Genomic DNA, 20,605 nt, shown 5'->3' on the forward strand with positions numbered 1-20,605 from the left:
TGGTACCCGTTATAACATCGTCGATTCGTGTTTCGAAACATTATTTTCCTCCTTCACACGCTCCAGCGCTATTTTACGTAAATTAATCAACTCTTGATCCAATTGTGGCAGTGTATATTTATCAGGAAAAATAGCTTGAATCACACTTCGTTCTGTCAATTCATTTGCTAAAAGTTTTTGTCTCAAAGATTCAATTTCAGAAAAAGAAACAACCGTTTCTGCCAACAACACTAATTTCCAGAACTGAGTCATCATCCGATAAAAATAAGCAAATATATCATGAATCGGTTTTCCTTCATGGCAACTGGTACGATATTTAAAAATAAATTTCTCTACTTCGTGTTCTAAATCTTGTGCCCAAAGTTCTCCATTCAATCGTGACAAAAGACGAAAATGAATGGTTAGTATATCCGCATACTCTTTTTCTACTTTTCGTTTCGCAACATAAATTTTATTAATCATTCTTTTTGCATCTGTTCCAAAAAAAGAAAGTAAGTCAATTGTTCGTTCCGTAAAAAATGGAAAATCCCCCATTTTTATTGCTTCTTTTTCTGAGATTTCTGAAAGAGGAGTCTTTGTTGGTTTCTCGTATCGATTTGTATCGTTATTATTTTCAGTATTACTAGAGTAAGTATTACTAGTGTGTAAATTTTTCACGTCAAGACGTGTATTTTCTACACGTGAAAAATTTACACGTCCTTGTCCCACAATGGTTTCAACCGTTTTTTCTGTTTCTCTATAATGATTTTTATTTGGAAGAGAAAGTTCATTACCAAAATAATCAAGTCGTTTTATTAAGCAATTATTCGAATCATATTCTTCAATAATTTGATGATCAGCTTCAACTAACTGAAGATAAAGTCGATTGGGTTTGTTTAATCCTTGCTTTTCTTCTCGTAAAAGTTTTTTCTGTCTTAATTCTTTTTTGATCTTTGTGATCGTCTTATTCGACTTATCTAACAACTCCATTAATTCTTCGACAGTATAAATCAAGAAAACTGAACCACATTCATCAACAAAATCATGTTTTCCAGATTCGTAAGAACGAATCGATAACTGACACCGATTGTACAATGCGCCGTACGCCAATTTTGCGTCATTGGATAATTGGGCGTAATCGCTCGTATATCGAATCTTTTTGATGACTTTTCCTGTTTGATCTTTGATTCGTTCTGTCCGTGTCATAAAGATTTGGGGAATTTGATAAAAAGTTTGAGTAGCTAATTGATTCACTGTAATATCTGCCATGTCATGGTCTCCTTTCAGATTTTTATCTTTTCCGCCAAGAGAAATAGGAAAATCTCCTATAAAATTTTGTACGCAGGCAACGGGAGTCGAACCCGTACTCGCCAATGTCGGAACATCTGAATACCTGCGGCTCAGTATAGTCATCAATAAAGATTTGGCGGAAACTATACTGATAAGTTGAAAGGAGAATCAATTAACTTACCTTCGAATCCATTTCTAGCTTCTATACAAATACAAGGAATCGAACCTTTAAACCGACCATTTCGGATACTTGTTTCATTGGTCTCCCGCTCCGCCTAGACAACAAAAAAGAGGACAAATTTCTCTATCCTCTTACTTCTAAATTCTTATTTTGCAATCCTAACTAAATACTAGACACTTACAAAAACATACCACTATTACCGATTGTTGCAAAGTCTGGGTAAGATTCTCTGATAAGGACGTGTTGATAACGCAATAATGACACGTTTCACTTATATTCGTATTTTTAGTACCAGTTGCTGGCTTTGTGGGTTGATTTGGTGCGCTTGGTTTTTCTACAGGCTTGCTGTCAGCCGGTTGACTTGGAGTGGTTGGTTTAGTATGCTCTTCTATTGGATTGAACAAATCTATTGATTAAGTCGGATTTTCCCCTCCCCACCAGAAGTATCTGTTGCTTCATTTGTGTCGCTCGTCCCAGCTCGACCTTCGTTTACCCTAGGTTGTTTGAGTTCATACCGCCATTTTATTGCTTGCATCTTTTCCGTTCGCTAATTCTGTGGTTGTCGACTTCTCTGATGTTGACGTGTCTGCTTGTTTGCCGACAGGTTTGTTGGCTTCGTTCTTGTTTTGTGGTTGAACCGTTTTTTAGTGACGGTCCGAGGAGTCCAAACGCCTTTCATTTCTGACGTGGGGACTTCATACCCTACCCATTAATGATAAACACCATGCTTGCCACTGCACCAATCATTACAAAGAAAACGCATCGCCTAGTGAATGGGTGTTACAGCCACTTTCCCCTCCCCTTGCTTTCTTTTTCGATTTACCGCAATGTTGTGCATCGATTGGATTTTCTGTAATACTTCTTCTCTCTTTTCCTTTTCGTTTTATCTGATAGAAAATATCGATTGCTTTGGCAGCTTTTTCTACACTACTTGTTGTACGTCCAATATAATTGAGTAATTGTTCTCTACAAAAAATATGAGCATATTGTTTTCCCAATTGTTCACGCCACGTACAATCTTCTTCATTATCCAATTGATTGACATATTTCATTGATTATTTTTCTTTGTATCTAATTTAGTATCAAAAATAGGATTCTATAGTTTTTTAGACATTTGTCTAGTCCACTATTTTCAAGAGTTTTAGCCATTTTAGATGAAGTAAATCGTTTATCATATTCACTTGTAGCGAGATTTTGAGCCACACGATCTCTTTGTCGAAACACATAGATTTCCCTTTCCATTGCTTCTAATTCACAAATATATAAACGTTTTTTATTTCTTTCTATTTTATTAAATCCTGTATGAACTTATGTCAATAATTCTTTTTCCCCTAACTGTTTTTGATTCGATTTACTTTCCGTTCACTACAATTCATCATATAAGCAAATTTCTGTCCAGTAAATTCAAAATAAACGAATCCTTCTTTGTCAATTTGATTTTTCGATAACGCAAAATCCATTCTTGACTTTAGAAGTATGTAAGCAATTTTTGCTTTTTCAAACATTAAGCGATATGAAGGACTTTCTACGAATACTTTTGGATACTAGTAGTACAACTCACTGTAGATATTAGTAGCTTTATTTTTTAACTGATATAGCATCTCCTTTCTATTAAAACAGAATAAAAGACTTCTAGCATTCCTGCACTAAAAGTCTTTTAATTAGTAATTAAATGTTTTCAGTCAAAATAAAATACTCTGTTTGTTTAAACATTTTTAATTGTTGGGTAAAAACGATATACTTATTACAATGGTTATACTAGATTAAATTGATTTTATGGTTCATCTTACAATCAAAAAAACTTCTTTAATTCTTTCAATTTTTAAATACAATAAATACTTACTAGTACATTACGTGAGAGAAATTTTTGAGAGAAAAAATAAAATAACATCGAAAAAGCTAATTTTTGAGAGAAATTTGAGAAACCAATAGCGAAAACGGTAGATGGAGATGTCCAAAAATTATTGATAATACGCCGTTTCCATTGTAGATTCTCCTTATTTCCGATACATCTTGAGCTCTAAGAATAAATCATTGTATATCCCCAAGTATTTTTTCCCTAAATCCTGATAAACTTCCAAATGTTTAAGCATTTCATCAGTAGGGTAAAACTGTTTATCTTCAATAATTTCTTTAGGTAGAAGTTTCATAGCTGCTTTATTGGGCGTGGAGTAACCGATATATTCTGCGTTTTGAGCGGCATTTTCAGGACGCAACATAAAGTTGATAAAATCATATGCTCCAGCTTTATTTTGAGCAGTTTTAGGGATGACTATATTATCAAACCATAAATTTGAGCCTTCCGCTGGGATAACATAATGTAGATGTGGATTTTCAGCTATCATATCAGCAGCTTCACCAGAAAAAGTCACAGCAACCATGCTTTCTTCATTGGCCATATAGATTTTGATTTCATCAGCGACAATGGCTTTAATATTAGGAGTTAATCCTTTTAATTTATTCACCGCAGCATTTAACTGGGCATCATTTTTACTATTTAATGAATAACCAAGGCTGTTTAACCCCAAGCCAATCACTTCACGCGCACCGTCAATTAACATGATATTGTCACGAAACTTCTCATTCCATAAGTCTCGCCAATATTTTAACTCATCTGCTTTGGTAAATTTGTCATTGTAGACAATTCCTAAAGTTCCCCAGAAATAAGGAACGGAGTATTTATTTTCAGGATCAAAACTTTGATTCAAAAAATCTTCATGAATGTTATTTAAACCTTTGATTTTACTATGATCTAAAGGTAAAACTAGTTTTTCTTGAATCATTTTTTGAATCATATACTCACTTGGAATGGTGATATCATAAGCAGTCCCACCTTGTTGTATCTTGGTAAACATCGCTTCATTCGAATCAAAAGTTTCATAATTGACTTTATAGCCAGTTTCCTTTTCAAATTTCTTTAAAAGATCTGGGTCAATATAATCGCCCCAGTTATATATATTTAATACTTTTGCGCCAGCCATACCACTAGTATGTTCTAAGCGATTAACGGCAAAAACTAAAACTAAAATCACAGCGATAATACCAATAAAAAGAGATTGTAATTTTTTCATCGTAATTCTGGCACCTCCACTTTCTTGCGGCGGTTCTTTTGCTTTTTACTGCGATTATCTTTACTGATGAAATAATACCCAATCACAAGAACCATTGAAAAGATAAACACTAATGTACTTAATGCATTAATCTCTAGGCTAATTCCTTGTCTTGCCCGGGAATAAATTTCAACAGATAACGTCGTAAAGCCATTACCTGTCACAAAGAAAGTTACAGCAAAATCATCAAGGGAATACGTAAAGGCCATGAAATAACCTGCAATAACCCCTGGTGCCAAATAAGGCAAAATGATATTTTGCAATACTTGCAAATTGTTTGCCCCTAAATCACGAGCCGCATCAATCATGGAATCATTCATTTCTTTTAATCTTGGTAAAACCATTAAAACGACAATTGGGATTGAAAACGCAATATGTGATAATAAAACACTAAAAAAGCCTAAGCTGAAGCTTTTGAAAATATTACCTAAAAGTGTAAATAAGATCAAAAAGCTCGCACCAATAATGACATCTGGTGATACTAATAAAATATTATTCGCACTTAAAAACGCATTGCGCCAACGTCTTTTTTTCGTATAATAGATTCCCATTGCACCAAACGTGCCGATTATGGTGGCTAATAATGCTGATAAAAAAGCCAACATAAAAGTATTTAACACGATAATAATCAAACGTGTGTCTTCAAAAACAGCTTTGTAGTGTTGCAAACTAAAACCTGTAAAGCTATTCATATTTTCCCCAGCATTAAAGGAATAAAAAATCAAATAAAAAATCGGAATATACAAAATGATAAAAACAAATACAAGGTAAAGGTTCGACCAACGAAATTTCTTCATTTTTTGACGCCCCCTTTACGTTTTTCCCCAGTTAAGCTCATCACGATAAACATCGCGATAATTAAAATCACACCAATCGTAGAACCCATCCCCCAGTTTTGGGTCACGAGGAAATGTTGTTCGATGGCTGTCCCTAAGGTAATCACCCGATTACCGCCAATTAGACGCGTCAACATGAATAAAGAAAGTGACGGGATAAAGACTGCTTGCACACCGCTTTTTACCCCATTTAAAGAAAGAGGAAAAATCACGCGCCGAAATGTTTCTAAACTATTAGCCCCTAAATCACGACTAGCAAAAACTAACGAAGGATTAATTTCCTCTAAAGCATTGAAAATGGGTAAAATCATAAACGGTAATTCAATATAAGTCGCTACTACTAAGAAACTAAAGTCGGTAAATAAAATCTGTTTTGGCGCGATACCAAATAATCCTAAAAAGTTATTAATCCCGCCATGAACACCAAAGATACCAATAAAGGCATAGGCTTTTAGCAACAAATTAATCCACGTCGGTAAAATAATTAACAACAACCATAAATCTTTATGCTGTAGCTTAGTTAAAAAGTACGCAGTGGGATAGCTAATCACTAAGGTAAACAATGTAATCAAAAATGCGTACCAAACTGAATTTAAGGTCATCATTAAATACTTACCCGAACCAAGATAAGTTTCATAATTTGATAAAGAAAAATTACCATTCATATCAAAAAATGATTGATAAATAATTAGTAAGACCGGAGCAATCACAAATAGAAGCAGCCAAATATAATAGGGTACGGAATAAAAACGTCTTAATTTAGTCATAGTCTCTCCCCCTATTCATCATAGCTTTCTAAACGAGCATCAAAATCAGCTTCTGATTCGTTAAAGCGCATAACATGGATATCTTCTGGTTCAAAATACAAGCCAATTTGGCTACCTTCAACAGCTTTTTTCGTTGAATGAACCATCCATTCATTTTGCTGCTCATCGTAGCAAATAATTTCATAATGCACACCGCGAAAGAGTTGGGTATCAACTTTTACAATTAATTTTCCTTTTTCAACAGAAGTTAAAGACAAATCTTCTGGGCGTAAAACTACTTCCACCGGTTCATTTGGTCGCATCCCGCTATCGACACATTCAAATTTTTTACCGACAAATTCCACCAGATTGTCTTCAATCATAGTACCTGCCACAATATTACTTTCCCCGACAAAATCTGCTACAAAATGATTGATCGGTTCATCATAAATATCAACTGGTGTCCCACTTTGGACAATTTTACCGTGGTTCATAACAAAAATTTCATCACTCATTGCCAAAGCCTCTTCTTGGTCATGGGTAACAAAAATAAAGGTAATGCCTAATCGTTGTTGTAGTTCTCGTAATTCATATTGCATGTCGGTTCGCAATTTTAAATCCAAGGCTGATAGTGGTTCATCTAATAGTAAAACTTTAGGTTCGTTGACAATCGCTCTAGCAATCGCTACTCGTTGTCTTTGCCCCCCTGACATTTCACTGATTTCACGTTTTTCATAACCTTTTAATTGAACTAAACGTAAAGCTTCCATTACGCGTTTTTCAATCTGATCTTTGGGAACTTTTTTTATTTTCATGCCAAAAGCCACATTATCAAAAACATTCATATGCGGAAATAACGCATAGTCTTGAAAAACTGTATTGACTTGGCGTTGGTTTGCTGGAACATCATTTATTTTTTGCCCGTCAAAGAAGATATCTCCTTCTGTAGCATCTAAAAAGCCGGCAATAATCCGTAAAATTGTCGTTTTCCCACAACCAGAAGGTCCTAAAAGGGTATAAAACTTGCCCTCCTCGATCTCAAAACTGACATTTTTTAATACCGTATCTTCATCGTCGTAACGTTTGGTCACATTTTTAAATGAGATGATGGATTTAGCCACTTTTTCTCCCCCTTTTTCATTTCAAAATTTTTTGTCATACTCATTAAGAATACTGATAAATGAACAAAAAACAAGTCCTAATTCAATCATAGCAAAAACTTACTAAATTGTATTACAATAACTATTTTTCACATTACCCATTCTTTTATTTTATCGCTTTAAAAAAGGATATTTAAAAAATTTGACTATTTTTTTCACTTCTAAACTTTTCCCTTAGGTACGAGAAAACTTCCCTAAGTATTTTTTTATCTTATGGTATGATGAAGAAAATTAAATTGTTTTTTTATGGAGGGGTATCATGGCCGATCAATTTTATGCATTTGTCGTTAACAACCAAGATGAAAACGTAAGTGCTACTTTATTAGAACAAGATTTCAGCTCCCTTGATTCTGATGGCGTTATTGTGAAAATTGCGTATTCATCTTTAAACTTTAAAGATGCATTGGCAACTCAGGCAAAAACAGGTGTTGTGCGTAACTATCCTTTAACTTTAGGAATTGACTTAGCCGGTACGGTTGTAAAAAGTTCAGATCCACGCTTTGTAACAGGTGATGAAGTGCTTGCGACAGGTTATGGTCTAGGCGTTACTCATGCTGGTGGTTTAAGTGAATATCAAAGTGTACCCGCTGACTGGTTAGTAAAATTACCACAAAATTTAAGTTTAAAAGAAAGTATGATTTATGGAACAGCTGGATTTACCGCTGCCTTAGCAGTAGCAAAAATCAACGAAAATATAGCAAAAGATGAAGCTGTCTTAGTGACCGGGGCATCTGGTGGTGTTGGAAGTATCGCAATTGCCTTATTGCATCAACTAGGCTATCAAAAGATTATTGCCACAAGCCGAAAAACTGCGGTAAAATCTTGGCTAGAAAATTTAGGAGCAACTGAGTTTATTGCCCCTGAAATATTAATTCCAGCTAAAATTCGACCATTAGCCAAACAACAATTTGCTGGCATCATCGATACTGTCGGAGGCGAACTTTTAACGGCTTTATTGCCCCAACTTCACTATGAAGGAGTAGCCGCTCTTTGTGGTAACGCTGGTGGTATCCAATTAAATACTACTGTTTTACCCTTTATTTTACGTGGCATAAAAGTTTTTGGCATTGATTCTGTTAATCAGCCGATGACTACGCGCCAAGAAATGTGGCGACTTTTAGCAACCGATTGGAAAGTAACTGATCAATTAAAGTATGATGAAGTGCCTTTAAATGCTGTTAAAGAAGTAACAGCTGCTTTACTTAATGGTACCCATGAAGGACGTAGTGTTATTAAAATGTAAAGGAAGATTTGTATGCGAATTTTAATCACCGCTGGCGGAACGTCAGAAAAAATTGACGATGTCCGCTCTATTACCAATCATTCTAGTGGTCGTTTAGGTGTAGCCATCGCTAATGCCTTTTATGAAAAGACAACTACAATCGACTATGTGACAACAAACAGTGCACAAAAGCCCAGTAACACTAATATTAACTTACACTTGATTAGTGATACAAAAAATTTAAGTGCTACTCTAGAGTCTCTATTATCACAAAATCACTACGATGCTGTTATTCACAGTATGGCTGTCAGTGACTTTACGCCAGCTACGAGTTTATCAGAAGAACAATTATTGACCGTTTTAAATCGTTTGTTGAAAAATTATCAAGGTAACTCCTTAAACATGACCGATTTAAAAAACGGGATTCGTGAATTGGAAGAATTACCAGTAACAGAGAAAAAAATCTCATCAGAAACGGATCATCTATTTCTAATTTTAAAGAAAAATCCAAAAATTATTCAGTTAATTAAGCAATTACAACCCGAAACGATTTTAGTTGGCTTCAAACTGTTAGTGGATGTTTCCTTTAATGAACTCTATACCGTAGCTATGAATAGTATTAAAAAAAATCAGGCTGACTTTATTTTAGCCAATGATTTAACGAAAGTCGGTGAAAAACAACATCTGGGCTATTTAATTGCACAAGATGGCAGTTACACCACTGGCACTACCAAACAAGAAATTGCCGAACTGATTAAAGCAGCAATTGTGACGGCTTCAAAACAATAATTGTATAAAGGAGAAAAATTATGCGCCAACAACATATTTTACTAGGTGTCTCGGCTAGTATTTCAGCTTATAAAGCAGCAGATTTAACAAATGAATTAACCAAACGCGGCTATGCAGTGGATGTTTTAATGACAAAAAACAGCACCCAATTCATTACCCCACTTACCTTGCAAACATTATCCAAACGACCAGTCCATACTGATGTAATGACTGAACGAAGAGCTGATTTAGTCAATCACATTGAGTTAGCCAAACATGCAGATTTACTTTTAATTGCTCCTGCTACTGCAAATATTATCGGCAAACTTGCAAATGGAATTGCTGATGATATGGTGACGACTGTGGCGATGGCGTTAGAAACCAAAGTACCTAAATTAATTGCTCCTGCCATGAATACCTACATGTATCAAAACCCAGTCATGGAAAAAAATCTTGCCACTTTAAAAGACTTCGGGTATAAAGAAATAGAACCACGTGAAGCATTACTCGCTTGTGGTGATTTTGGTCGCGGTGCACTAGCAACAAATGAAACTATCATTAAAGCAGTAGAAGCGACGCTAAGTAAAAGGAGTTTATGATGAAAAACAGCAAAACATTTGATCTTGTGTTAACTGCACTCTTTTTAGGCATCATGATTTTAATGAGTCTTGTACCTTTTTTAGGTTTTATCCCAATTGGGCCGTTAAATGCGACAATTTTACATGTCCCTGTGATTATCGGTTCCATTATTTTAGGACCTCGTTTAGGTGCCTTTCTCGGTTTTTCAATGGGGATTATGAGCGTGTACAATTCCACCACCAGACCCAATCCGCTATCTTTTGTCTTCTCACCTTTTATTAACGTTATTGGGACAAATCATGGCGATTGGAAAGCATTAATTGTCGCGATTCTCCCCCGCATTTTGATTGGTGTAGTTCCATTTTTTGTCTATAAATACGGACGGCGTTTACTAAAAAATAAAGCCAATAGCATCACTTTATTTATCGCCGGAATTAGTGGTGGTTTAACTAATACGCTATTAGTAATGAATCTGATTTATTTTCTCTTTCAAAATAGTTATGCCACTTATGTTAGTCAAAGTGGACAAAGTCACGATTTCTTATATGGCGCTATTTTAACGGTTATTTTCACGCAAGGTATTCCAGAAGCCATTGTAGCCGGTGTTGTAACGGCTGCTGTTTGTAGCATTTTATTACGACTTACTAAAAAGAATCGCACAGAAATGTATTAAAAAGAATAAAATAAGCGGTGTGACAAAATTTTGTCACACCGCTTATTTTTATTCTTCACCAATAATCCGGACTTCTGTTTCCAAAGCTACATCAAATTTTTCTTTAATCGTTTTTTGGATGTAGGCGATTAGTTCGACATAATCTGTTGCTGTCGCATTATCAATGTTCACAATAAAGCCTGCATGTTTTTCAGATATTTGGGCGCCGCCCCATTTCATTCCTTGTAAACCAGCATCTTGAATAAGTTTGCCTGTAAAATGTCCAACTGGGCGTTTAAAGACACTCCCGCAAGAAGGATATTCTAAAGGTTGCTTTAATTGACGTAAAGCAGTTAGTTCATCCATCCGCGCTTTAATCATTTCGTGATTTCCTTTTTTTAATTGGAAACGAGCTGATAAAATAATCGCACCCAAATCTTGAACTGCGCTGTGACGATATGAAAAATTCATTTCATCATGATTTAATGTCTTGATTGTACCATCAGCAAATAATACCTCACAACTGGCAAAAACATCTTTAATCTCGCCATCATAAGCACCCGCATTCATAAAGACAGCACCGCCGATACTTCCAGGGATACCACTGGCAAATTCAAAGCCAGCTAAATTTTCTTTTAAAGCAGCATAAGTGGTATCAATTAATTTTGCCCCAGCTTGTGCTTCTACAAGCGTATCTTTGACACTCACTTTTGTCATTTGACTTAACATAATAACGAGTCCGCGAATACCACCATCCCGAACAATTAAATTACTCGCATTGCCTAAAACTAACCACGGAATATCATTTTCCCGACAGTAGTCCACTAAAGCTTTCGTTTCAGTTGCACTTTTAGGAAAAGCTAAAACATCGGCTGGGCCACCGGTTTTGGTAAAAGTATAATTCATTAACGGTTCATCTAATAAAATACTAATTTCAGGAAAAGCTTGTTTAAATGCATCTTTCATGAAAAATTTTCCTCTCTTTTAAAAACATCCCACTCATTTTAGCACGTCAAGGAAAATCTTGCCACCTAGGCTTGACTTTTGGCTAGCAGTTCCGCACATAACTGATGGCTAACGATAACATTTTCTTGTAGGGGCTGTTCATTTTTTTCCACCGCAGCTAAAAATTGAGTGACCATTTCTTCAAACCCACGCTTTGCTAAAGTCGTCTGCCAATCGTCACCACTTAATTGCAGACTGCCTTTAGAATTTAATTCCGTTAAATTTGTCAGATTTTCAAGAATTAACGTTTTAGCGGGACTTGTCACCTCGTAACGCTCATAATTGGCGCCACTTCTTAAATCCATTGTAATCGTCGCGCTCATCTGCTCACTGGTAAGTAACATCGTCGCATATTCCAAGTTATTGTCTGTCACTTGCAAATCACCGTAAGCAAGTTTTGGCGTACCAGGCATTAAATAGACTGCTGTATCGACTAAATGTAAAAATAAATCATAAGCTAAAAACTCAGGCGTACCCCGACCGGCAATCCGATTTTTTTGCAGGTGCAGTTGTCTTTTGTCAGGTAAATCTTTTAAATGTTTCATATAAGGTGCATAACGTCGATTAAAACCTAACATTAAAATTAAATTTTTATCAGCCGCAAGTTGATATAATTCTTTAGTTTCCGATAAACTTTCTGTCAGCGGCTTATCGACAAAAACATGAATTCCTTTTTTTAAACATGCTTTTACCAGCTCATAATGACTTTTAGTTGCACTATGAATGAAACAAGCAGTAATATTTTGCTCGAATAATTCGGTGATATTTTCATATACATGTAAAAAGCCATAACGTTTTTTGAGTAAGGCTTGAACTTCTTTATTACGCGTCGCAAAGTAAAACTGGGCTTCATCTTGTTTTTTTAAATACGTCGGCAAATAAGCCTTTTGGGCAATATTGCCAATTCCTAGGACACCGATTTTCATTAAAACACTTCCTTTAGTTGCCTTTTCTTTCATCTTACACCATTTTTCGCTAAAATAAATAAGAATGTTAATAGGGATAAAGGAGGAAAAATTTTGAAATTAATCTCTTGGAACGTCAACGGCTTACGGGCAGTGATGAAAAAGAATTTTATGGAGGTCTTTAACGAATTAGATGCTGACTTTTTCTGTTTACAAGAAACGAAATTACAAGCCGGTCAAATTGAAATGGACTTACCTAATTACTATGAATACTGGAATTATGCTGAGAAAAAAGGCTATTCTGGAACAGCTATTTTCGCAAAAAAAGAAGCGCTTAATGTGACTTATGGAATTGGCATTGATCACCATGATTTAGAAGGCCGAGTGATTACTTTAGAATATCCGGAATTTTACTTAGTCGACTGCTATACCCCAAACTCACAAAATGAACTAAAACGGCTGGATTATCGTTTGACTTGGGAAGATGATTTTCGTAATTATTTAGTTACACTGAACCAGACAAAACCAGTTATTCTGTGTGGTGATTTAAATGTTGCCCATGAAAATATTGATTTAAAAAATTGGAAAACCAATCGCAAAAACGCCGGTTTCACGGATGAAGAAAGAAGTAAGTTCACTGCATTATTAAATGCTGGCTTTATTGATAGCTTCCGTTATTTTTATCCCGAACTTGAAGGAGTTTATTCTTGGTGGAGTTATCGCTTTAACGCCCGAAAGAATAATGCGGGTTGGCGAATTGACTACTTTGTGGTTTCAGAAGACTTAAAAGACAAACTAGTAGATGCAAAAATTCATACAGAAATTTTTGGCAGTGATCATTGTCCGGTTGAATTGGATTTAAATTTTTAATTTGTGTTAAAAAGACGATGGAATAATTGCTTCTGTCGTCTTTTTTGTGCTAAATTACACGAAGAAAGGACGATTAAAATGAATTTTATTGCAATGGATTTTGAAACAGCTAATCACGAAAAACATAGTGCTTGTTCACTGGCTTTAGTGATGGTACGCAATAGTAAAATTGTCGGTGAATACTACTCTTTAATTAAACCGGAAACTCCTTTTTTCTGGCGTAATATTCAAATTCACGGTATTCATCCGGAAGATGTTGTAAACGCGCCTAAATTTCCTGCTGTTTGGGAACAAATTTCGCAATATTATAATCAAAACAGTTTAATTGTCGCCCATAACGCGCCATTTGATAACGGAGTTTTAGCTGGTTGCCTTGAGTATTATGGCTTGGAAAAACAACCCTATCTATCCCTTTGCACCGCGCGTTCTAGCCGCAAACTATACCCTGAATTTCCTAATCACCGTTTAAATACAATGTGTGATATGCTAGATATTACATTAAATAATCACCACGATGCTTTAGAAGATAGCCGTGCTTGTGCTGAAATTTTATTACGGCAAGAAGCAGAATTTGGTACTGATCCGTTAAAAAAATTAGTGACAATCAAATAGACGTAACGTTTGTATAGCTTAATAGCTAACAGACGTTACGTCTATTTTTTTATTTACAAAAACTCTTGGGACCCTTTACTGTTTTAAAAAGGAACTCAATCAATCAAAAGTGCCATTAAATAAGCGTCAATAAACTCATTTTGCCTAGTTAAAAAGCTTCTTTGCATTTTACCTTCTTTAATAAAACCAAATTTTTGATAAAGATGAATTGCTCTTTTGTTACGCGCTTGAACTGTCAACTCTAATCGACGAATAACACCGGAGTTTTCTGCCCACCAGATAATTTCTTCCATCATGGCAGCGCCTAGTCCCATGCCCCAGTACTCTTTTAAAATGGAGATACCAACTTCGCCAATATGCGCGACGCGGGGGTTATCTTCGGCTAAAACAGAAGCCATGCCGATAATTTTTTCTCCTGCTAAAGCTACTAATGATAAATTATTTTTACTTTCCAAAAAAGCGCCTAATTGCATGGCTAATTGTTCTTCAGTCAATGAAAGGCCATGCTCATCCATAATTAGAAAATCCGTTTCACTGCCGATTTTTTTCATCACTTGTAAAAGTTGCGGAGCATCAGTTGGTTGGGTAGGTCGAATGGTTACAGCGACATCTGTCATGCTTTATTCTCCCAAGTATTTAAAATCCGTTTCAAAAAGGCTGCACTTTGGCTACCAAAAGCTGTAAATTCCGCCGTGCGGGCATTATCGTCGTGCTCAACTTTTCTTAAAGTTAATTCTAAATAATCGACTGGCATTCCATCAGCTAGTAGTTGTCCCCACTCTACTACAGATAATCCTTCACCTTCAAAATATTCTTCTAATCCCAATTCCTCAGCATCGGCTCCAATCCGATAAACATCCATGTGATAAAGGGGTAGGCGGCCTTCTTCATACTCGCGAATAATCGTATACGTCGGACTTTTTACCATTCTTTTTATACCAAGTCCTTGGGCGATGCCTTTTGTAATTGTCGTCTTTCCTGCCCCCAGCTCACCTGTCAAAATAATGACGTCGCCGGCAGTGGCACATTCACCAATAATTTGGCCTAGTTTTTCTGTTGCCAAAAGATCTGTTAAAGCGATCATGCTCGCTCCTCCTCACCAATAAATATATCTACTTTTAGTAGAAGCTTTGCTAAGTATAACTGGGACAATAGTAGAATGCAAAAACAAACACTACAAATTTAACAACTTAGATATTAAAAAAGGCGTGACAAAAATATTGTCACGCCTCTACTTGACTACTTTATTTAGCAATGTTTAAAGTTTGTGCTGCTGTAATAATAGATAATTTGTAAACATCTTCTTCATTTGCACCACGAGATAAATCAGAAACAGGTTTGTTTAAACCTTGTAAGATTGGTCCAATCGCTTCAAAGTTACCGAAGCGTTGTGCAATTTTATAGCCGATGTTACCAGATTGTAATTCAGGGAAAACAAAGACAGTCGCTTTACCAGCAACAGCTGACTCTGGCGCTTTTAGTTGCCCAACAGCTGAAACGTAAGCTGCATCAAATTGTAATTCACCATCTAAAATAATATCTGGTGCCATTTCTTTTGCGATTTTTGTCGCTTCAACAACTTTATCTACTTCTGGTGCTTTAGCAGAACCTTTTGTAGAAAAACTTAATAATGCCACTTTAGGATCGATATCAAATAATTCAGCAGTTTCAGCTGAAGCTACCGCAATTTCTGCTAACTCTTGAGCAGAGGGGTTGACATTAATCGCACAATCAGAGAATAAATATTTTTCTTGATCGCGGCCACGAACCATTAAGAATGCACCACTGGTACGACTAACACCTGGTTTTGTTTTAATAATTTGAAGCGCAGGAAGAACAGTATCGCCAGTTGAGTGAATCGCACCAGAAACCATTCCATCTGTTACACCCATGTAAGTTAGCATAGTACCAAAGTAGTTCACATCTTTTAAAATTTCTTCTGCTTGTTCTTTGGTTACTTTACCTTTACGGCGTTCTACAAAGGCTTCGACCATTTTATCCCAGTCTGCATAGTTATCAGGATCAAGAATTTCAAATTGATCAATGGTAATACCACGAGCGACAGCGGCCTTTGCAACCTCATCTTTATTCCCAATCAAAACAGGTGTAATCAACTCTTCTGCATTCAAACGCGCAGCTGCACCTAAAATACGTGAATCAGTTGCTTCTGGAAAAGCAATTTTGATGCCTCGACGTACAATTTTAAATTTTAAACTATCAAATAATTCCACCGGAATTACCTCCTGTATTTTTTCTCACCCCCATCATACACTATTCACAAAAAAAAGAACAGTTCTTTTTGCTGTTATAGTAAAAAGCGTCAGTTTTTTGTTATTAATTTCACATAGTTTCATTTTTATTATATAACAGCAAGCGCTTCATTATTACACTGTATTATACAATGGTTGCATCCTGGGGTAGCGCCCAATCGATTGGCTTTTCACCAAAAGAAACTAAAGCAGCATTAGCTTTTGAAAAAGGACGTGAACCAAAAAAACCACGATGTGCCGATAATGGACTTGGATGCGGTGAAGCTATAACGACATGGTGCTTTTGATCAATCATTTTAATTTTGTCTTGTGCACCTTTGCCCCACAAAATGAAAACAATCGGCTTTTGTCTTGCGTTTAACTTCTCTATAATTTTATCTGTTAGTTGCTCCCAGCCTTTACCACGATGCGAATAAGCTTGGCCTTCTCGCACTGTTAACACTGTATTTAAAAGTAAAACACCTTGTTTTGCCCAGCTCGTTAAATAGCCATGATTAACCGGTGCTATCCCTAAATCACTTTGTAATTCTTTATAAATATTTTGCAAAGAAGGCGGAATTTTGACACCAGGTTGAACGGAAAACGATAACCCATGAGCTTGGTTAGCTCCGTGATAAGGATCTTGACCTAAAATAACAACTTTGACTGCTTCATAAGGCGTTAGTTCTAGCGCTTCAAAAATGTGATACATATCTGGATAAATTTTTTGGGTCTGATATTCTTGTTTTAAAAACTCCCGCAACTCTAAATAGTAAGGTTTATTAAATTCAGGTGCTAAGATATCTTGCCAACTGTTATGAATAATTGTTTTCATGGCTACCTCCTGTAATAACTACTGATAAAAGGGACAATTTTTTTCGGACTGCCAGCTTAAATCGGTTTTATCTTCCCAAGTTATTGTAGCCTAAATGTCTAGGATTGTCTTTGAAACCGCCACAAATTTGTCCAAATCTATGTTAAACTGAAAGCGTATGAAGGTTCGTAAAATGAACTCCCTCAGCTTTTTACATTAGATTTTAAGGATGGTGTCACCTATTTATGATTAAATTAATTGCCTCTGACATGGATGGGACGTTATTAAATTCCCGCATGCAGATTTCTGTCGAAAATATTGCCGCGATTAAATATGCAAAAGAACATGGAATTGAATTTATGGTGGCTACTGGGCGTAACCGAGAAGAAGCCTTACCTGCTTTAGAACAAGCAGGCATTAAATGCGCCATGATTAACTTAAATGGTGCTCAAGTTTTTGACGAGGACGGAAATTCGTTATTTACCGTTCCAATTGAACTAGATGTGGTTTCAGAAATTTTAGATACTTTACGTGCTGCTGATATTTATTATGAAGTAGCAACAAATGAAGGACTTTATTCAGAAAGCCAAGCAAAAAGAATTGAAAATTTTTCGGAACACATGGCAGAATTAATGCCCCATTTAACGCATAAAATGGCGATTGCGATGACCTCGGCACAATTAGAATTTTTACCGGTAAATTACGTCGCCGATATTAAAGCCCTTTTAACGAAACCTCATTTTGAAGTTTTAAAAATTATTTGTTTTCATAAAGATGGTCCAGCCGTGTTAGGACCAGTGGCAAAACAATTAGATCAAAATGAAACATTACACGTGACTTCTTCTGGACAAAATAATATTGAAATCAATCATCGTGATGCCCAAAAAGGAATTGCAGTCGCCCATGTTGCCAAAGAACGAAATATCGCTTTGTCTGAAGTGATGACAATTGGCGACAATATGAACGATTTAAGTATGATTCAACTAGCTGGAGTGAGTTTTGCGATGGGAAATGCTAAAATTGAATTGAAAGAAAACGCCAAGTATTTAACCGCCACTAACATTGAATCAGGTGTTGGTAAAGCCATTATGCGAGCAATTGACGAGAATTTGGCGTAAACTAAAAGACGAGTAGAAGCTTTAGCGAATGAATAAGGAGGCGCTAGGATGTCTGAATTTTTTATTCAAGACAAACAGTTGAGTTCCATCACCCGTACCATTGTCAAAGACGAAAAAGGAAAATCTTTGTTTTTACTCGTGGGACGTTGGGGAACAAAAGGTGATGCGCTCTCTCTTTATAAAATGAACGGGGAAATGGTAGCCAGCATCAAGCAGATTAGTTTTACTTTTGGGACGCGTTTTGAAATTTACAAAAATTTTGAAAAAGTCGGTACTTTACAAAAGATTTTTCGCTGGCCTGGTGATTTTTATTATATTCAACAACTTCATTGGACAGTCCAAGGTAATATTTACCAACATCAATATAGTATTCGCCATTTCAATCATCTTATTATGAAAATGGATAAAGCCACTTTATTTTCTGGCGACTACTACGTTTTAGATGTGACAAATGACGATGATGCGCCGGTTTGTATTTGTATTGCAGCCATTATGGACTATTGGCTTTATAATCGCAGCAAATCACAAAAATTGGATTACCGCCTTACTCCCAATTGCTAAATAACTACTAAATTCATTAATTGCATTTTATTTGCCAGCGTCTGTGCGCTGGCTTTTTACCTGTTTTTGCTATTAAAGAACTTCCAAATCGCACTTTTTCTCTTTTTCTCTAGTCACTTAGATTTTTACCTTAGAAAATTAAAGAAAAAATTTGCTACGCTATTTTCCAGATAACAATTTCTATCACATTTAAAGAAGATAACTGCATATAAAAAAAGACCGCTAAAAACAGCGGTCTTTTTTTAAGATATTGGTTTTTGCATATGTTCATATTGATGGCCAGCAATCATGGTTTTGGCAACTGTTTTAAAGCCATTGCGCTCATATAATCGCTTTGCACCAGGATTTTGTTCATCTACACTCAAACCGATGACGCTTTCTCCATCTCGTTTAACAATTTGCGGTAGTGCCGCTAATAATTCGCCGCCAATCCCCTGCCCGCGAAATTCTTTTGAAACAGAAATAGAATCTAAATACCATTCGGGTTCAATCGTTTCAGGATCAGTAAAAAGACGAGTATCTTTCGGAATATCAAATTTTTCTAGTAATGGAATTAAGGGCTCATCAATCGTTTTTTCTGCACTAGCTGGATAGCCATAAGCCACACCGGCAACTTTGCCATCAATTTCTTTAACCAATGCACGTTTATAACCATAACGATAATCGCCAATAGCGACACTTTCTTCTAACAAGGCCAAAGTTTTTTTGGCGCCATATTTTTTAACAAAAGGTAACTCCATATCTTCTAAAATGACTAATACAAGTGGCGCAATAGCAGCTGCATCAGACTTTTTTGCATAACGTATCATGTTATCAACCTCCACCAGTAAGCTTACCATGTCCCATGTATTTTACCAAGTGGGTCTACTATAAATTTCTAAAAAAAGCATGTTATAATTCAAAGCGAAGTACTAATAAAAAGGAGTAACTTAAATGAACATTTACTATATGTCAATTTCTGGCAACACGCGCACATTTGTGACAAATTTACAAAAATATGCACAAAGCCAACATGAGAAAAATAACGCAAATCCTCCTATCACCCTTTACGCAGTAGATGACAATACATTACCAGAGCCTATCACAGCACCTTTTTTTGTTTTTGTTCCCACTTATTTAGAAGGTGGCAATGGGGTGGATAATGGCGATCAGGAAATTTTAACTGAAGCCTTAAGAGAATATATTGCTTATGAAGATAACCAGAAAAATTGTTTAGGAATTGTTGGAAGCGGGAATAAGAATTTTAATCGACAATACTGTTTAACGGCTAAACAATATGCCGCTCAATTTAATTGTCCTTTTTTAGCTGACTATGAGCTACGCGGCACACCAAAAGATGTAGCGCGAATCTATCAAATTTTATTAGCGGCATTATAAAAATTTTTGCTACCATCATACTTTTAATTAATACCGTGAATAGATTAATTAACTTATGCTAATTTATTTAAGTAAAACTCCTTTCTTTTTGCGTACTTGTTAGTAGAAAAAGAAAGGAGTTTTGTTATGAAACTTTATCACATTCGAAAAGAAAATGGTTTTAATCAACACACATTTTATGGTTGGTTAAAAGAAACTGGGCTAATTGAAAAGGGTCCGGCAGGCTATATTCCCGGTCCAATGGCCTGGGAAGAAATGGCGCTTTTAACAACTAAAAAAATTGATGACACAGGTAAAGTGCGCAATGTTACGCAAGTTACTGTCTCAAAAAGCAAAGTCGCTGACTTAATTACTGCCTATTTAAACAGTGGTAAACCTAATCTCTACAATAAACGTAAACAAGAAGAAGAATTACAATTAAAATTACAAGAACTACAAAAACGTTTAGAAAAGATTGAATCTAAGCTGACTCAACTGCCGCTAACATAGTTCTTTATTCAGAAAATTTGAATTAATTAAATTTGATAGCACTAGACCACAATCAAAAAGAACCGTTCTTCTACAAGTAAAA

At 35.8% G+C, this 20,605-nt stretch carries 23 protein-coding genes and 1 pseudogene; 10 read left to right on the plus strand and 14 right to left on the minus strand.

From position 1 onward, the window contains the following. Positions 1-9: 9 nt before the first annotated feature. The 7 genes and pseudogenes from RU96_RS10020 to RU96_RS10050 form a co-directional block, all read right to left on the minus strand. Entirely contained in the window at positions 10-1,248 is a 1,239-nt protein-coding gene (locus RU96_RS10020; RefSeq protein ID WP_010746407.1) for a replication initiator protein A, read from the minus strand. Positions 1,249-2,196: 948 nt separating this feature from the next. Then, positions 2,197-2,502 carry a hypothetical protein gene (locus RU96_RS10025; RefSeq protein WP_010746408.1) on the minus strand — a complete coding sequence of 102 codons (306 nt, stop codon included), beginning with the start codon at positions 2,500-2,502 and terminating at the stop codon, positions 2,197-2,199. A gap of 279 nt (positions 2,503-2,781) precedes the next feature. Continuing rightward, positions 2,782-2,979 (minus strand): annotated as a pseudogene (locus RU96_RS13540) (replication initiator protein A); the annotation flags it as partial. Positions 2,980-3,447: 468 nt separating this feature from the next. After that, positions 3,448-4,521: an ABC transporter substrate-binding protein gene (locus tag RU96_RS10035; protein WP_071865385.1), complete on the minus strand. Its 1,074-nt coding sequence runs from the start codon at positions 4,519-4,521 to the stop codon at positions 3,448-3,450. Beyond that, complete coding sequence (locus tag RU96_RS10040; protein WP_071865386.1) at positions 4,518-5,357, minus strand: ABC transporter permease; 840 nt, start codon at positions 5,355-5,357, stop codon at positions 4,518-4,520. The genes RU96_RS10035 and RU96_RS10040 overlap by 4 nt, the downstream gene beginning before the upstream one ends. Further along, positions 5,354-6,163: an ABC transporter permease gene (locus tag RU96_RS10045; protein ID WP_071865387.1), complete on the minus strand. Its 810-nt coding sequence runs from the start codon at positions 6,161-6,163 to the stop codon at positions 5,354-5,356. The genes RU96_RS10040 and RU96_RS10045 overlap by 4 nt, the downstream gene beginning before the upstream one ends. 11 nt (positions 6,164-6,174) lie before the next feature. Continuing rightward, complete coding sequence (locus RU96_RS10050) at positions 6,175-7,263, minus strand: ABC transporter ATP-binding protein (protein WP_071865388.1); 1,089 nt, start codon at positions 7,261-7,263, stop codon at positions 6,175-6,177. A 298-nt stretch (positions 7,264-7,561) separates the two neighbouring features. On the opposite strand from RU96_RS10050, the gene RU96_RS10055 reads away from it, so the two are divergent. The 4 genes from RU96_RS10055 to RU96_RS10070 are packed head-to-tail and all read left to right on the plus strand — an operon-like array spanning position 7,562 to position 10,544. Continuing rightward, positions 7,562-8,545 (plus strand): YhdH/YhfP family quinone oxidoreductase, encoded by a 984-nt coding sequence (locus RU96_RS10055; RefSeq protein ID WP_071865389.1) that lies wholly within the window; start codon positions 7,562-7,564, stop codon positions 8,543-8,545. 12 nt (positions 8,546-8,557) lie between these two features. After that, the gene (gene coaB / locus RU96_RS10060; protein ID WP_071865390.1) at positions 8,558-9,313 is read left to right on the plus strand and encodes a phosphopantothenate--cysteine ligase; all 756 of its coding nucleotides are present in this window, start codon (positions 8,558-8,560) and stop codon (positions 9,311-9,313) included. 20 nt (positions 9,314-9,333) lie between these two features. Further along, positions 9,334-9,891 (plus strand): phosphopantothenoylcysteine decarboxylase, encoded by a 558-nt coding sequence (gene coaC, locus RU96_RS10065; RefSeq protein ID WP_071865391.1) that lies wholly within the window; start codon positions 9,334-9,336, stop codon positions 9,889-9,891. Further along, positions 9,891-10,544: an ECF transporter S component gene (locus RU96_RS10070; RefSeq protein ID WP_071865392.1), complete on the plus strand. Its 654-nt coding sequence runs from the start codon at positions 9,891-9,893 to the stop codon at positions 10,542-10,544. Before coaC ends, RU96_RS10070 begins: the two co-directional genes overlap by 1 nt. 48 nt (positions 10,545-10,592) lie before the next feature. On the opposite strand, the gene murB is transcribed toward RU96_RS10070, so the two are convergent. Beyond that, positions 10,593-11,489: a UDP-N-acetylmuramate dehydrogenase gene (gene murB, locus RU96_RS10075; RefSeq protein ID WP_071865393.1), complete on the minus strand. Its 897-nt coding sequence runs from the start codon at positions 11,487-11,489 to the stop codon at positions 10,593-10,595. 65 nt (positions 11,490-11,554) lie between these two features. Continuing rightward, entirely contained in the window at positions 11,555-12,454 is a 900-nt protein-coding gene (locus RU96_RS10080) for a Gfo/Idh/MocA family protein (protein WP_071865394.1), read from the minus strand. Between the two features lie 93 nt (positions 12,455-12,547). Between RU96_RS10080 and RU96_RS10085 the strand changes: the two genes are divergently transcribed. After that, the gene (locus tag RU96_RS10085) at positions 12,548-13,303 is read left to right on the plus strand and encodes an exodeoxyribonuclease III (protein WP_071865395.1); all 756 of its coding nucleotides are present in this window, start codon (positions 12,548-12,550) and stop codon (positions 13,301-13,303) included. Between the two features lie 78 nt (positions 13,304-13,381). Beyond that, entirely contained in the window at positions 13,382-13,915 is a 534-nt protein-coding gene (locus RU96_RS10090; protein WP_071865396.1) for a 3'-5' exonuclease, read from the plus strand. A gap of 95 nt (positions 13,916-14,010) precedes the next feature. Here the strand turns inward: RU96_RS10090 and RU96_RS10095 are convergent, their stop codons facing one another. From RU96_RS10095 to RU96_RS10110, 4 genes are all read right to left on the minus strand, one after another. Next, a complete protein-coding gene (locus RU96_RS10095) occupies positions 14,011-14,532 on the minus strand; it encodes a GNAT family N-acetyltransferase (protein WP_071865397.1) in 522 nt (173 codons plus the stop codon). Further along, positions 14,529-14,999, minus strand: a complete 471-nt coding sequence (gene tsaE / locus RU96_RS10100; protein ID WP_071865398.1) for a tRNA (adenosine(37)-N6)-threonylcarbamoyltransferase complex ATPase subunit type 1 TsaE — start codon at positions 14,997-14,999, stop codon at positions 14,529-14,531. Before tsaE ends, RU96_RS10095 begins: the two co-directional genes overlap by 4 nt. A gap of 160 nt (positions 15,000-15,159) precedes the next feature. Continuing rightward, complete coding sequence (gene pta / locus RU96_RS10105) at positions 15,160-16,146, minus strand: phosphate acetyltransferase (protein ID WP_071865399.1); 987 nt, start codon at positions 16,144-16,146, stop codon at positions 15,160-15,162. A 163-nt stretch (positions 16,147-16,309) separates the two neighbouring features. Continuing rightward, a complete protein-coding gene (locus tag RU96_RS10110; protein WP_071865400.1) occupies positions 16,310-16,999 on the minus strand; it encodes a uracil-DNA glycosylase in 690 nt (229 codons plus the stop codon). A gap of 224 nt (positions 17,000-17,223) precedes the next feature. Here RU96_RS10110 and RU96_RS10115 point away from each other — a divergent pair, with 224 nt between their 5' ends. Further along, a complete protein-coding gene (locus RU96_RS10115; RefSeq protein ID WP_071865401.1) occupies positions 17,224-18,096 on the plus strand; it encodes a Cof-type HAD-IIB family hydrolase in 873 nt (290 codons plus the stop codon). A gap of 48 nt (positions 18,097-18,144) precedes the next feature. After that, the gene (locus RU96_RS10120) at positions 18,145-18,657 is read left to right on the plus strand and encodes an LURP-one-related/scramblase family protein (RefSeq protein ID WP_071865402.1); all 513 of its coding nucleotides are present in this window, start codon (positions 18,145-18,147) and stop codon (positions 18,655-18,657) included. 242 nt (positions 18,658-18,899) lie between these two features. Here RU96_RS10120 and RU96_RS10125 read toward each other — a convergent pair whose 3' ends face one another. After that, complete coding sequence (locus tag RU96_RS10125) at positions 18,900-19,466, minus strand: GNAT family N-acetyltransferase (protein ID WP_071865403.1); 567 nt, start codon at positions 19,464-19,466, stop codon at positions 18,900-18,902. Positions 19,467-19,590: 124 nt separating this feature from the next. Between RU96_RS10125 and nrdI the strand changes: the two genes are divergently transcribed. Together nrdI and RU96_RS10135 are read left to right on the plus strand one after the other, a co-directional pair. Further along, positions 19,591-20,034: a class Ib ribonucleoside-diphosphate reductase assembly flavoprotein NrdI gene (gene nrdI / locus RU96_RS10130; RefSeq protein WP_071865404.1), complete on the plus strand. Its 444-nt coding sequence runs from the start codon at positions 19,591-19,593 to the stop codon at positions 20,032-20,034. Positions 20,035-20,160: 126 nt separating this feature from the next. Then, entirely contained in the window at positions 20,161-20,523 is a 363-nt protein-coding gene (locus tag RU96_RS10135) for a hypothetical protein (RefSeq protein ID WP_071865405.1), read from the plus strand. Positions 20,524-20,605 lie beyond the last annotated feature (82 nt).

Origin of the sequence: Enterococcus canintestini (assembly GCF_001885735.1) — a bacterium.
Classification (GTDB): Bacteria; Bacillota; Bacilli; order Lactobacillales; family Enterococcaceae; genus Enterococcus_C; species Enterococcus_C canintestini.

Bases quoted from the DNA above. Each gene is read 5' to 3' on its own strand.
- RU96_RS10020 (WP_010746407.1), bottom strand. From the start codon at position 1,248: ATGGCAGATATTACAGTGAATCAATTAGCTACTCAAACTTTTTATCAA.
- coaC (WP_071865391.1), top strand. From the start codon at position 9,334: ATGCGCCAACAACATATTTTACTAGGTGTCTCGGCTAGTATTTCAGCT.
- RU96_RS10055 (WP_071865389.1), top strand. From the start codon at position 7,562: ATGGCCGATCAATTTTATGCATTTGTCGTTAACAACCAAGATGAAAAC.
- RU96_RS10090 (WP_071865396.1), top strand. From the start codon at position 13,382: ATGAATTTTATTGCAATGGATTTTGAAACAGCTAATCACGAAAAACAT.
- RU96_RS10125 (WP_071865403.1), bottom strand. From the start codon at position 19,466: ATGATACGTTATGCAAAAAAGTCTGATGCAGCTGCTATTGCGCCACTT.
- RU96_RS10080 (WP_071865394.1), bottom strand. From the start codon at position 12,454: ATGAAAATCGGTGTCCTAGGAATTGGCAATATTGCCCAAAAGGCTTAT.
- RU96_RS10095 (WP_071865397.1), bottom strand. From the start codon at position 14,532: ATGACAGATGTCGCTGTAACCATTCGACCTACCCAACCAACTGATGCT.
- RU96_RS10045 (WP_071865387.1), bottom strand. From the start codon at position 6,163: ATGACTAAATTAAGACGTTTTTATTCCGTACCCTATTATATTTGGCTG.
- murB (WP_071865393.1), bottom strand. From the start codon at position 11,489: ATGAAAGATGCATTTAAACAAGCTTTTCCTGAAATTAGTATTTTATTA.
- RU96_RS10040 (WP_071865386.1), bottom strand. From the start codon at position 5,357: ATGAAGAAATTTCGTTGGTCGAACCTTTACCTTGTATTTGTTTTTATC.
- RU96_RS10035 (WP_071865385.1), bottom strand. From the start codon at position 4,521: ATGAAAAAATTACAATCTCTTTTTATTGGTATTATCGCTGTGATTTTA.
- RU96_RS10120 (WP_071865402.1), top strand. From the start codon at position 18,145: ATGTCTGAATTTTTTATTCAAGACAAACAGTTGAGTTCCATCACCCGT.
- RU96_RS10110 (WP_071865400.1), bottom strand. From the start codon at position 16,999: ATGAAAACAATTATTCATAACAGTTGGCAAGATATCTTAGCACCTGAA.
- nrdI (WP_071865404.1), top strand. From the start codon at position 19,591: ATGAACATTTACTATATGTCAATTTCTGGCAACACGCGCACATTTGTG.
- RU96_RS10115 (WP_071865401.1), top strand. From the start codon at position 17,224: ATGATTAAATTAATTGCCTCTGACATGGATGGGACGTTATTAAATTCC.
- RU96_RS10025 (WP_010746408.1), bottom strand. From the start codon at position 2,502: ATGAAATATGTCAATCAATTGGATAATGAAGAAGATTGTACGTGGCGT.
- RU96_RS10135 (WP_071865405.1), top strand. From the start codon at position 20,161: ATGAAACTTTATCACATTCGAAAAGAAAATGGTTTTAATCAACACACA.
- tsaE (WP_071865398.1), bottom strand. From the start codon at position 14,999: ATGATCGCTTTAACAGATCTTTTGGCAACAGAAAAACTAGGCCAAATT.
- RU96_RS10070 (WP_071865392.1), top strand. From the start codon at position 9,891: ATGAAAAACAGCAAAACATTTGATCTTGTGTTAACTGCACTCTTTTTA.
- coaB (WP_071865390.1), top strand. From the start codon at position 8,558: ATGCGAATTTTAATCACCGCTGGCGGAACGTCAGAAAAAATTGACGAT.